At 72.7% G+C, this 11,883-nt stretch carries 10 protein-coding genes; 3 read left to right on the top strand and 7 right to left on the bottom strand.

Features of this window, described 5'->3' with window-relative positions:
* Positions 1–82: 82 nt before the first annotated feature.
* Entirely contained in the window at positions 83–1,375 is a 1,293-nt protein-coding gene (locus ACFXA3_RS20280; RefSeq protein ID WP_385188557.1) for a diaminobutyrate--2-oxoglutarate transaminase family protein, read from the bottom strand.
* A gap of 531 nt (positions 1,376–1,906) precedes the next feature.
* On the opposite strand from ACFXA3_RS20280, the gene ACFXA3_RS20285 reads away from it, so the two are divergent.
* On the top strand, positions 1,907–3,085 hold the full coding sequence (locus ACFXA3_RS20285; RefSeq protein WP_385188542.1) for a trypsin-like serine peptidase: 1,179 nt from the start codon (positions 1,907–1,909) through the stop codon (positions 3,083–3,085).
* A gap of 97 nt (positions 3,086–3,182) precedes the next feature.
* Here ACFXA3_RS20285 and hflX read toward each other — a convergent pair whose 3' ends face one another.
* From hflX to miaA, 6 genes are all read right to left on the bottom strand, one after another.
* Positions 3,183–4,688, bottom strand: coding sequence for a GTPase HflX (hflX, locus tag ACFXA3_RS20290; protein WP_385188543.1), 1,506 nt, complete (start codon positions 4,686–4,688; stop codon positions 3,183–3,185).
* Between the two features lie 155 nt (positions 4,689–4,843).
* Positions 4,844–6,289 carry a M1 family metallopeptidase gene (locus tag ACFXA3_RS20295; RefSeq protein WP_385188545.1) on the bottom strand — a complete coding sequence of 482 codons (1,446 nt, stop codon included), beginning with the start codon at positions 6,287–6,289 and terminating at the stop codon, positions 4,844–4,846.
* Positions 6,290–6,418: 129 nt separating this feature from the next.
* Positions 6,419–8,524 (bottom strand): RelA/SpoT family protein, encoded by a 2,106-nt coding sequence (locus tag ACFXA3_RS20300; protein WP_385188547.1) that lies wholly within the window; start codon positions 8,522–8,524, stop codon positions 6,419–6,421.
* Positions 8,525–8,664: 140 nt separating this feature from the next.
* Positions 8,665–9,540, bottom strand: coding sequence for a diaminopimelate epimerase (gene dapF, locus ACFXA3_RS20305; protein WP_385188549.1), 876 nt, complete (start codon positions 9,538–9,540; stop codon positions 8,665–8,667).
* A gap of 43 nt (positions 9,541–9,583) precedes the next feature.
* The gene (locus ACFXA3_RS20310) at positions 9,584–10,120 is read right to left on the bottom strand and encodes a hypothetical protein (protein WP_385188550.1); all 537 of its coding nucleotides are present in this window, start codon (positions 10,118–10,120) and stop codon (positions 9,584–9,586) included.
* Positions 10,121–10,251: 131 nt separating this feature from the next.
* A complete protein-coding gene (gene miaA, locus ACFXA3_RS20315; RefSeq protein ID WP_385188552.1) occupies positions 10,252–11,190 on the bottom strand; it encodes a tRNA (adenosine(37)-N6)-dimethylallyltransferase MiaA in 939 nt (312 codons plus the stop codon).
* Between the two features lie 232 nt (positions 11,191–11,422).
* Here miaA and ACFXA3_RS20320 point away from each other — a divergent pair, with 232 nt between their 5' ends.
* Both ACFXA3_RS20320 and ACFXA3_RS20325 read left to right on the top strand, forming a co-directional pair.
* Positions 11,423–11,578, top strand: a complete 156-nt coding sequence (locus ACFXA3_RS20320) for a gliding motility protein (protein ID WP_385188554.1) — start codon at positions 11,423–11,425, stop codon at positions 11,576–11,578.
* A gap of 23 nt (positions 11,579–11,601) precedes the next feature.
* Positions 11,602–11,847 (top strand): antitoxin, encoded by a 246-nt coding sequence (locus ACFXA3_RS20325; RefSeq protein WP_385188555.1) that lies wholly within the window; start codon positions 11,602–11,604, stop codon positions 11,845–11,847.
* Positions 11,848–11,883 lie beyond the last annotated feature (36 nt).

Below are 11,883 nucleotides of genomic sequence, written 5' to 3' on the forward strand. Positions count from 1 at the left end.
GTGGGCTGCCGCCCGCCCGCCACGGAGTGGTCGGGGCGTGGGTGGCGGGGTGCTGGGAGTCGGGCATCGCGGGTCCTTGCAGTCAGTGGGGCCGGCAGGCTGAGGCGGCGGCGGGGATGGCGTCGGCCAGACGGTCGAGAACGGCGGAGGCCTGCTCGTCGGTGATGGTCAGCGGGGGCAGGAGGCGGACGACGCTGGAGTGACGGCCGCCGAGTTCGACGATCAGGCCGCGGTTCAGGCACTCCTGGCGCACGGCCGCGGCCAGGGCCTGCGCCGCCGCCCCGGTGTGGGGGTCGACCAGTTCGACGCCGATCATCAGGCCGCGGCCCCGGACGTCCCCGATGCACGGGTGGGCGGCGGCCAGGCCGCGGAGCGCCGTCAGAATCCGCTCGCCCAGGACTGCGGCGCGCTCGGCGAGACGGTTCTCCCGTACGTGGGCAAGGGTCGCCGTCCCGGCCGCCATCGCCAGCTGGTTGCCCCGGAAGGTGCCGGCGTGGGCCCCCGGGGCCCAGACGTCCAGGTCCGACCGGTACACGATCACCGCCAGCGGGAGGCTGCCGCCGATGGCCTTGGACAGGACCATCACGTCCGGCACCACTCCGGCGTGGTCAACGCCCCAGAAGGCGCCGGTGCGGCCGACGCCGGTCTGGACCTCGTCGGCGATCAGCGGGATCCCCCGGGCCTGGGTGATCTCGCGCATCCGGCGCAGCCATGCGTCCGGGGCCGGGAGGACCCCGCCCTCGCCCTGCACCGGCTCGACGATCATCGCGGCGGGCGTCGGCACCCCGCCCTTGGGGTCGTCCAGCAGGCTCTCGGTCCACCGGGCTCCCAGCCGGGCGCCCTCGGCGCCGCCGACTCCGAACGGGCAGCGGTGGTCCTGCGGGAACGGCAGCCGGGTCACCCGTACGTCCGGTGCTCCGCCCGAGGCGCCCAGCGCCCCGGCGGTCATCCCGTGGTACGCCCCGGTGAAGGCCAGCAGTCCCGCCCGCCCGGTGGCGGTGCGGACCAGCTTGAGCGCGGCCTCCACCGCGTCCGTGCCGGCGGGGCCGCAGAACTGGATGCGGGCGTCGGCGGCCAGTTCCGGCGGGAGGCAGGCGAACAGCTCGGTGGTGAAGGCGTCCTTGACCGGGGTCGCGAGGTCCAGGACGTGCAGCGGGGCCCCGGAGTCGAGGACGCCCCGGACGGCTTCGAGCACCACGGGGTGGTTGTGCCCCAGTGCGAGGGTGCCGGCTCCGGAGAGGCAGTCCAGGTAGCGCCGCCCGTCAGCGCCCTCGATGGTCATGCCGCGGGCGCGCACGGGGACGATGGGCAGCGAGCGCGCGTACGTACGGGCGGCGGACTCGCGCATCGCCTGCCGGCGCAGGATGCCCTCCACGCCGGCCGTGCCGGCCCCGCCGGTCGGACCGCCGACCCCCGCTCCCCTGCCCCCCTGCGCCGGCACCTGAAGTGGCTGAGGCTCCTCAGGCGACGGTGACCGCGACGGCGACGCTGACGGCTCCGCGTCCTGAGAGCCCTGAGCCGGAACCGGCGGGGCCTGCGCGCCCGGCGGCGGAACCGGCGCGGCGGCCGCGCCCTGCTCGGTCAAAGCCACGACTGTCGGACCTCCCGCACGGACTGCCTCACCGGACTGCTCCACCGGATTGCGCCTCGAACATGAACGCTGCTCCCCCGTCCCCCGTACGTACCAACGACGGTGACGGCGGCGGATCACGGGTGGACCCAAGATCCTTGTTCTGCTCCCCGAGTGCGCTGCTTCGTGAGGTTCCGGAACCGCAGCCCCGGGCTGTGCCGTCCCCAACGACAGCGGCATAGTGGGGTGCTGCACTCGGCGGCACGCACCTCGCGTGTCCCGTGTACCTCAACTGCACCGCGTCTGACGCCCAGAATCACCAGGGGGATTCACGACATGCGACCGAACCGACCGGTCACCGCGATCCTGTGCGCGGCGGCACTCGCCATGACCGCCGCGGCCTGCGGACCCGGCGACGGGGAGGCCGGCGGCGACGCCAAGCCGACCGCGGCAGTGAGCCTCCCCACCGGAGACGACGGGACGATCAAGATCCCGGACCAGCTCAAGGAGCAGCTCAAGCAGCACGGCATCGACATGGAGAAGTGGAAGGGGGGTGCGTGGAAGAACTGGAAGCGCGAGGACTGGCTGCGCGAGGCGGGCGACTACATCAACCCGATCATCGACGGTCTGTGGGATCCGGACCGGATGCGTGAGGCCGACAAGACCCCGCAGTCCCCGGCGGTCGACCCGGACGCCGGCAAGGACCAGGGCGTCACGGACCCGACCCCGGTTCCGGTGCAGGCCAGGGCGGCCAACGCGCCGTACCACACGACCGTTCCGGTGTCCGGCAAGGTGTTCTTCGACGGTCCCGAGGGCTCGATGGTCTGCTCGGCCACCGTGGTCAAGGATCCGGCCCACCCGGGCAAGTCCAACATGGTCTGGACGGCCGGTCACTGCGTGCACGCGGGCAAGTCCGGCGGCTGGTACCGCAACATCGCCTTCGTCCCCTCGTACAACAACGCGGCCAAGCCGGCGGCCCAGCTCAAGGGCGCTCCGCGCGACCAGGTGGCCCCGTACGGCGTGTGGTGGAGCGACTGGGCGCAGACCTCCGACCAGTGGATCGCGAACGGCGGCCCGACCGGCGGCGCGGGCGCCCCGTACGACTTCGCGGTCCTGCACGTGACGCCGGAGAAGAGCACCGGCAAGTCCCTGGAGGAGACGGTCGGTTCGGCGCTCCCGGTGGAGTTCAACGCTCCGGCGGTGCCGAAGGTCGCGGGCATCACGGCGACGGGCTACCCGGCGGCGGCCCCGTTCGACGGCCAGAAGGCCTTCCAGTGCACCGACAGGCCGGGCCGGCTGTCGCTGGCGGCGAACGCGCCGGTGATGTACCGCATCGGCTGCACGATGACCGGTGGCTCGTCCGGCGGCGGCTGGGTGGCCACGGGCAGTGACGGCAAGCCGGCGCTGGTGTCGAACACCTCGATCGGCCCCGCCAAGGCTGGCTGGCTGGCCGGGCCCCGGCTGGGCCCGGAGGCCAAGGGCGTCTTCGACGCGGTGAGCGCCAAGTTCAGGTAGGCCCCTGCCGGTGGACGACCCGTCCACCGGGACGGGTACACGACCGAGGGCCCCCTGCACGGCAGGGGGCCCTCGGTCGTGTGCGGAGCGTCGTGCGTTACCGCTTCGCCGGCACGTACGGCGCCAGATCCGCCGCGAGTTCCTGGTGGACCCGGACCTTCAGCAGGGTGCCCTCCGGGGTGTGCTCCTCGGAGATCACCTCGCCCTCGGCGTGCGCCCGGGCGACGAGCGAGCCGTGCGTGTACGGCACGAGAGCCTCGACCTCGACCTCGGGGCGCGGCAGTTCGGAGTCGATGAGCCCGAGGAGCTCCTCGATGCCCTGCCCCGTGCGCGCCGAGACGGCGATGGAGTGCCGCTCGATCCGCAGCAGCCGCTGGAGTACGAGCGGGTCCGCGGCGTCGGCCTTGTTGATCACCACGATCTCGGGCACGTTGACCGCGCCGACCTCGCGGATGACCTCGCGCACGGCCGCCAGCTGCTCCTCCGGGGCCGGGTGCGAACCGTCCACGATGTGCAGGATGAGGTCGGAGTCGCCGACCTCCTCCATCGTGGAGCGGAACGCCTCGACCAGGTGGTGGGGCAGGTGCCGGACGAAGCCGACGGTGTCGGCCAGGGTGTAGATCCGGCCGCTGGGCGTCTCGGCCCGGCGCACGGTCGGGTCGAGAGTGGCGAACAGTGCGTTCTCCACCAGCACGCCCGCGCCCGTGAGGCGGTTGAGCAGCGAGGACTTGCCGGCGTTGGTGTATCCGGCGATGGCGACCGAGGGCACCTTGTTGCGGCGCCGTTCCTGCCGCTTGATGTCGCGGCCGGTCTTCATGTCCGCGATCTCCCGGCGCATCTTCGCCATCTTCTCGCGGATCCGGCGCCGGTCGGTCTCGATCTTGGTCTCACCGGGGCCTCGGGTGGCCATGCCGCCACCGCCGCCGCCGCCCATCTGCCGGGACAGCGACTGACCCCAGCCGCGCAGGCGCGGCAGCATGTACTGCATCTGCGCGAGGGCGACCTGTGCCTTGCCCTCTCGGGACTTGGCGTGCTGGGCGAAGATGTCGAGGATCAGGGCGGTCCGGTCGACCACCTTGACCTTGACGACGTCTTCGAGGGCGATGAGCTGGCCGGGGCTGAGCTCACCGTCGCAGACGACGGTGTCGGCGCCGGTCTCGACGACGATGTCGCGCAGTTCGCGGGCCTTGCCCGAGCCGATGAAGGTGGCCGGGTCCGGCTTGTCACGGCGCTGGATGACGCCGTCGAGCACGAGGGCGCCCGCCGTCTCGGCGAGGGCGGCGAGCTCCGCGAGGGAGTTCTCGGCGTCCTGCACCGTTCCGGAGGTCCAGACGCCCACCAGCACGACGCGCTCCAGGCGCAGCTGCCGGTACTCGACCTCGGTGACGTCTTCGAGCTCGGTGGAGAGGCCGGCCACACGGCGCAGTGCCGCGCGCTCGGAGCGCTCGAACTGATCGCCGTCGCGGTCTCCGTCGACCTCGTGGCTCCAGGCGACGTCCTCTTCCATCAGGGCGTCGGCCCGGAGGCTCTCGGTGAAGCTCTGCGAGTCCTGCACGTCCCGTGCGTCCCGCGCGTCCTGGGAAGGGGAGGAAGAGGAGGTCATTGGATCCTTACGTCGATATCGAATGCGGCCGTGTCGCGCGCGGCCGGGGCCGGGCGTGACAGTGACATAACACTGTCACGTCCAACGTGTCACATCGCCGGGAGATTCCCCCGGCGTGCGGCCCCGTCGATGGTGACATGCCCGTTCCCCGCCGGTCACACGCTTTTCGGGCCGCCCCACTCCGGGTGCCCGGGCATCGCCGGGGTCGTCTTCCCGTACAGCCAGGGCTCCAGGAAGGCCTCCAGGTCCCGTCCGGCCACCTCCGAGGCCAGGCGTACGAAGTCCGAGGTGCCGGCCGTCGCGTCCCGGTGCTCGGCCACCCAGCGCCGCTCGACGACGTCGAAGGCCTTCTCGCCGATCTCCTGGCGCAGCGCGTACAGCACCAGCGCCGCTCCGTCGTAGACCACCGGGCGGAACAGTCCGATCTTCTCCCCGGGGGCGGCGGGCTTGGGGGCGGCCGGGGGGCCGCCGGCCGCCCGCCACTGGTCGGAGCGCTGGTACGCCTCGCGCATGCGCCGCTCCAGGGAGTACTTGCCGAGGCCGTCCGCGTACAGGGCCTCGTACCAGGTGGCGTGCCCCTCGTTCAGCCACAGGTCGGACCAGGTGCGCGGGGTGACGCTGTCGCCGAACCACTGGTGGGCGAGCTCGTGGACCATGACGGCCTCGACGTACCACTCGGGGTAGCCCTCACCGGAGAACAGGCCGTTCTCGAAGAGCGAGAGGGTCTGCGTCTCCAGTTCGAACCCGGTCTTCGCCCGCGCGATCAGCACCCCGTAGTTCTCGAAGGGGTAGCGGCCGACGCGCTGCTCCATCCACCGGACGTGCCCGGCGGTCTTCTTCAGCCAGGGTTCCAGCCGCTCGCGGTCGGCGGCCGGGACCACGCTGCGCAGGGGCAGGCCGTGCGGGCCGGTGCCCCCGACCACGGCCGAGGAGCCGATCGAGACCTGGGCGAGCTCGGTGGCCATGGGGTGCAGGGTCCGGTACGTCCACGTCGTCGCGCCGGCGGCGCGGGGAGCCGGGAGGGTGCCGGGCACCCCGTTGGCCACGGCGGTGAGACCGGCCGGGGCGGTGATCCGGAAGGTGAAGTACGCCTTGTCCGACGGGTGGTCGTTGCACGGGAAGACCCGGTGGGCGGCGTCGGCCTGGTTGGCCATGGCCAGGCCGTCCTCGGTGGGCACCCAGCCCCCGTCGGCGATGCCGCGCGGGTCGCTGGTGTGCCGGATCTCGATGTGGAGCGGCGCGTTCGGCGTGACCGGCCTCGCCGGGGTGAGCACGAGGTCCTCCCCTGCGCTCTCGAAGCGCGCCGCCTCGCCGTTGACCTGGGCGGACGCCACCGTTCCGTGGGTGAAGTCGAGGTTGATCCGCTCCAGCGGCTCCAGGGCGCGGGCGTCGATGACGGTGACCGCGTCCAGCGGGCTCTTGTTGTCCTTGTACGTGAAGGACAGGTCGTACGTGAGGACGTCGTACCCGGGGTTCCCGAGCTGCGGGAACAGCGTGTCGCCGATGCCCAGCGGCTTCGGCGGGGGCAGCACGGCGGCGACCAGGGTGAGGGAGGCCGCGGCGAGCAGGGCGGCGCGCAGGCGCGGGGAGGAGAGCTGCATCCCCCACCGCTACCAGCGCCCGACGCGTGCCCGGGTACGGCGCGCGACGGTTCCACCCGAACGGGACCTTCCGGCAGCGCCCGGCCCAGCCGGGGAGCGCCGCGCGGCCGATCCCCTGAGGGCCGGCCCTCAGGCCCGGCGCACGTCGTAGACGCCGGGCACGTCCCGCATCGCCCGCATCAGGGCGGGCAGTCCGGTCGCGTCGGGCAGTTGCAGGGTGTACGTGTGGCGGACCCGCTGTTCGACGGGCGGTTCCACGGTCGCGGAGACCACTTCGACCCCTTCGCGGGCGATGGCCTCGGTCAGGTCGGCCAGCAGGTGCGGGCGGCCGAACGATTCGGCGAGCAGGGTGACCCGGCAGTCCGCCGTGGCCCGCCAGTGCACGGCGACGGAGGTCCGGCCCAGCGCGCGCATCTGGGCCACCGACGCGCAGTGGATGCGGTGGACGGTGACGGCCCCGCCCCGTACGACGAACCCGGCGACGGCGTCCGGCGGTACGGGCGTGCAGCAGCCGGCCAGCCGTACGGTGGCGTCCGGCAGGTCGACGACGGCATTGCCGCCGCCACCGCGGGCGCCGACCACCGACAGCGGTGCCCGGGCCGGGGTGGTGGTGGGGTTCGCCGAGTCGGGATGGGCCTGGAGCCAGCTGCCGATGGCGATCCGGGCGGCCGGGGTCTTGGCGTGCTCCAGCCAGTCGGCGGCGGGACCGGAGGAGGCGTCCTGGGCGAGCAGCAGCTGGACGGTGTCACCGTCGGACAGCCGGGAGGACAGTGAGGTGAGGCGCCCGTTGACCCGGGCGCCGATACAGCCGTGGGCCGCCTCGCCGTACTGCGCGTAGGCGGCGTCGATACAGCTGGCGCCGGCGGGCAGGCTGATCGTGCCGGGGGCTCCGCCGTCGGCGCGGAAGACGGTGATCTCCCGGTCCTGTGCGAGCTCGGCGCGCAGCACGCTCCAGAAGGTGTCGGGGTCGGGTGCGGACTGCTGCCAGTCGAGGAGGCGCGAGAGCCAGCCGGGCCGGGTCGGGTCGACCCGCTCCTCGTCGCAGTCGGCGGGGTCGGCCGGGGATCCGGGGTCCGCGGGGGCGGTGGCGTACGGGTTGCCGAGGGCGACCACGCCGGCTTCGGCGACCCGGTGCATCTGGCGGGTGCGGACGATGACTTCGGCCACGTACCCCTCGGGCGTGGCGACGGCGGTGTGCAGCGACTGGTAGAGGTTGAACTTGGGGGCGGCGACGAAGTCCTTGAACTCCGAGACGACCGGGGTGAAGCAGGTGTGCAGCTCGCCCAGCACGGCGTAGCAGTCGGCGTTCTCGCCGACGAGGACGAGGACGCGGCCGAAGTCGGAGCCGCGCAGTTCGCCGCGCGTGCGGGAGATCCGGTGCACGGAGACGAAGTGCCGGGGCCGTACGACGACCTCGGCGGCGATGCCGGCCTCCCGCAGCACGCCGCGCACGGAGTCGGCGATGGCGGGCAGCGGGTCGCTCTCCCCGGCGTGGGCCGCGATGAGCGCGCGGGTGTGCTCGTACTCCTCGGGGTGCAGGATCGCGAAGACGAGGTCTTCCAGCTCGGTCTTGAGGGCCTGGACGCCGAGCCGTTCGGCGAGCGGGATCAGGACGTCCCGGGTGACCTTGGCGATGCGCGCCTGTTTCTCGGGGCGCATCACGCCGAGGGTGCGCATGTTGTGCAGCCGGTCGGCGAGTTTGATGGACATGACGCGGACGTCGTTGCCGGTGGCGACGAGCATCTTGCGGAAGGTCTCGGGTTCGGCGGCGGCCCCGTAGTCGATCTTCTCGACCTTGGTGACGCCGTCGACGATGAAGGCGACCTCGTCGCCGAATTCGGCGCGGACCTGATCGAGGGTCACCTCGGTGTCCTCGACGGTGTCGTGGAGCAGAGAGGCCGTCAAGGTGGTTGTCTCGGCGCCGAGTTCGGCGAGGATCAGGGTGACGGCGAGCGGATGTGTGATGTACGGCTCACCGCTTTTGCGCATCTGGCCGCGGTGCGAGGACTCCGCGAGCACGTACGCGCGGCGCAGGAGGGACAGGTCCGCGTCCGGGTGATGGGCGCGGTGCGCCTCGGCGACGTGGCCGATGGCATCGGGGAGCCGGTCTCGGGATGTGGGCCCGAGAAGGGCCGCGCGCCCGAGTCGTCGCAGGTCAAGGCGGGTCCGGCCTCGTCTGCGGAGTTCGGGGCGCGCTTCGGGGCGTGCTTCGGGGTTCGTGGCCTCTGCACTCATGGGCACCTCCGGCGGCTTCGACCGGCGGTGGCGGGCATGGGGTGAGCCCTCAGGGCCGGTGCCTGATGCTACCGACCCCACCACGTGGCGCAGTCCGCCTCTCGCTCAGCGTGAAACGGATCACCCATTAGAGGGAAGCTTCAGCCGAAAGCCGTTTCGGTGAGCCAGGCCGCGTCGAACTCGCCCGCGGCGACGATGACGGCCGGTCCGGTCATGTCGATCCGGCCGTCGGGGTGTTCGGTGATGAGCAGGGTGCCGCCGGGGAGGTCGACGGTGTACGTGACGGGCTCGCCGGTGACGGCCGGGTCGACGCCGTCGCGGCGGATGGCGGCCACGGCGACGGCGCAGGCGCCGGTGCCGCAGGAGCGGGTCTCGCCGGAGCCGCGCTCGTGGACGCGCATGGCGACGTGGCGGGGGCCGCGGTCGACGACGAACTCCACGTTGACACCCGTCGGGTACACCTCGGCCGGGCTGAACGGGGGCGGGTCGAGCAGCTTTCCGGCGTGGTCCAGGCTGTCGACGAACGCGACGGCGTGCGGGTTCCCCATGTTGACGTTGCGGGCGGGCCAGGCGCGGTCGTCGACCGTCACGGTGACCTGCTCCTCGGGGAGGACGGCGCGGCCCATGGAGACGGTCACGTCGCCGCTCTTGTCGAGGTGCACGCGCTTGACGCCGCCGCGGGTGGCGACGGCGAGGTCGCCGGGCTCGACGTGGCCGGCGTACTGGAGGTAGCGGGCGAAGACGCGGACGCCGTTGCCGCACATCTCGGCGATGGAGCCGTCGCTGTTGCGGTAGTCCATGAACCACTCGGCCTCGTCGGCCATGTGGGCGGCCTCGGGGTGCGCGGCGGACCGGACGACGTGCAGGACGCCGTCGGCGCCGATGCCGGCGCGCCGGTCACAGAGCTTCGCGACGGCGGTCGCGGGCAGGTCGACGGCGTTGTCCGGGTCCGGGACGATCACGAAGTCGTTCTCGGTGCCGTGGCCCTTGAGGAAGGAGAGGCTCGTCTGCGTCACCCGGCCATGGTACCGAGCGGGTGTCCGTGCAGGTCGGCGGCGTCTACCGGAGCCGTGCGACGCGGTACACGGCGAGGGCCACGACGGCCAGCGCGACCAGGGCGTACAGCCCGGCCATGCGCCAGTCGGGGCGGCGGCCGCTGCCGCGGGGCGGGAGCCCGGGCCAGGTGTAGCCGACGCGGCGCGCGGCCATCATCCCCCAGCCGCCGGCGCAGCAGCAGATGAGGAAGCCGAGCATGGCGACCACGGCTCCGCCGTCGCCGAACTCGAACGCGAGGGGGAAGGCGAACATCAGGGAGCCGGCCGCGGCCAGCATCACGATCGGGGCGATCTGCCAGATCCGCAGGCGGCGCTGCGGGCGCAGCTCGACCTCGAACTCGGGACCGGCGGCCGCCTCCGCCTCGGCGGTGTCCGGTACGTCCGGGCCGTCGGGGGTCAGCCGCGCCGGATCGGCGGGCAGGCCGAGGGCCTCGGGCTCGGGAACCTCTCCCGGCGCGACCGGGGGCTGGTGCCCCCAGAGCTTCGGGTCCGTTCCCTGCCTCGTGCCGTCCTGCCCGGTGTCGCGAGGGCCGGCCTCCATCGCCACGCGCCCTCCCCACTCGGACTTCGTACGCCGTTGTTCACCGCCGGTGACCGCACCCGCGGAATTTGATGATGGCACGGCTCGGGGCCCCGAACGGGCGCACGGGGCGTCCCGATGCCATCACGTGATCAGGCTGTGACCGCTCGTTCGACCAACGACTGCGCAAGTCCGAGGAGTTCCCCCCGGTCGGCGACGGCGCCGCTGAGCCAGTGCACGCGGGGGTCCCTGCGGAACCAGGAGTCCTGGCGGCGGGCGAAGCGCTTGGTCGCCCGGACGGTCTCGGCCCGGGCCTCGTCCTGCGTGCACTCGCCGGCGAGGGCGGCGAGCACCTGCTGGTAGCCGAGCGCCCTGGAAGCGGTGATTCCGTCGCGCAGGCCCCGGGCTTCCAGCGCGCGGACCTCGTCCACCAGCCCGGCCTCCCACATCCGGTCCACGCGCAGCGCGATCCGCTCGTCGAGCTCAGGCCGGGCCACGTCGACGCCGATCTGCACGGTGTCGTAGACGGACTCGTGACCGGGCAGGTTGGCGGTGAACGGCTTCCCGGTGATCTCGATGACCTCCAGGGCGCGGACGATGCGGCGGCCGTTGCTGGGCAGGATCGCCTGGGCGGCGGCCGGGTCGGCGGCGGCCAGGCGGGCGTGCAGGGCTCCGGGGCCGCGCAGCGTGACCTCCGCCTCCAGCCGGGCCCGGACCTCGGGGTCCGTGCCGGGGAACTCCATGGCGTCGAGGGCGCCGCGCACGTACAGGCCCGATCCGCCGACGAGGACGGGCGTACGCCCCTGGGCGAGCAGCTTGTCGATCTCTGCGCGGGCCAGCCGCTGGTACTCGGCGACGCTCGCGGTCTCGGTCACGTCCCAGATGTCGAGGAGGTGGTGCGGGACTCCGCCGCGCTCCTCGGTCGTCAGCTTGGCGGTGCCGATGTCCATCCCCCGGTACAGCTGCATGGAGTCGGCGTTGACGACTTCGCCGTCGAAATGACGGGCCAGGGCTACGCCCAGATCGGACTTTCCGGCCGCGGTGGGACCGACGACGGCGATGACCCGCGGGGCGGGGGCTGCATTCCTCACCGCCCCAGTCTCGCAAACGTTGCTGCATGTACCCGATCGAGTTACGTGACGGGGCGCCGGCGGGGTCGTTGCCCTGGCGGGGTTGCGCCGGGCGTAAGCCCGGCGGAGGCCGGGCCGCACAAGGCGGAACTTCACCCGCACGAGTAACGTTATGGGAGTAGACATGGGCGTTTTTGGTCGGTTTTTTCGTCGTAAGGGCGAAGGTGCGACCGCGGAAGTCGCGTCCGGGGACGTGACCGCGGAGTCCGAGGCTGCGGTCGCCCGGACCGGTGCCGAGGCCGAGCCGGCGGCGACGGAGGCTCCTGCGGCGGAAGCCGTGGAGATCCCGAAGCAGCAGTCGGCGGAGGCCGCCGCGGACAGCGAGGCCGGCGAGAGCGCCCGTACGTAGCCACCGCCACTGGAAGGTGACCCATGGGCCTGCTGGACACTCTGAAGGCCAAGCTCGCTCCGGCGAAGGACAAGGTCGGCGATCTCGCGCAGCAGCACGAGGGCAGGATCGGCCAGAACCTCGACAAGATGGCCCAGGCCGTGGACTCCAAGACCAAGGGCAAGTACCACGGCAAGATCGAGACCGGTACGAGCAAGGCGAAGGACGCCCTGGGCAAGATCGCACACAAGGACGCCCCCGGCGGGTCGACGCCGCCGACGGCTTCCTGAGGCGGTCACGGAGGAGGGCGGGGCGCGGGTTCGGTG

Source organism: Streptomyces sp. NPDC059456, from assembly GCF_042750055.1.
Taxonomy (GTDB): Bacteria; Actinomycetota; Actinomycetes; order Streptomycetales; family Streptomycetaceae; genus Streptomyces.

Excerpts from the sequence above, each read along its gene's own strand:
- ACFXA3_RS20285 (WP_385188542.1), top strand. The coding sequence starts at position 1,907 with ATGCGACCGAACCGACCGGTCACCGCGATCCTGTGCGCGGCGGCACTC.
- hflX (WP_385188543.1), bottom strand. The coding sequence starts at position 4,688 with ATGACCTCCTCTTCCTCCCCTTCCCAGGACGCGCGGGACGCACGGGAC.
- ACFXA3_RS20295 (WP_385188545.1), bottom strand. The coding sequence starts at position 6,289 with ATGCAGCTCTCCTCCCCGCGCCTGCGCGCCGCCCTGCTCGCCGCGGCC.
- ACFXA3_RS20300 (WP_385188547.1), bottom strand. The coding sequence starts at position 8,524 with ATGAGTGCAGAGGCCACGAACCCCGAAGCACGCCCCGAAGCGCGCCCC.
- ACFXA3_RS20310 (WP_385188550.1), bottom strand. The coding sequence starts at position 10,120 with ATGGAGGCCGGCCCTCGCGACACCGGGCAGGACGGCACGAGGCAGGGA.
- ACFXA3_RS20325 (WP_385188555.1), top strand. The coding sequence starts at position 11,602 with ATGGGCCTGCTGGACACTCTGAAGGCCAAGCTCGCTCCGGCGAAGGAC.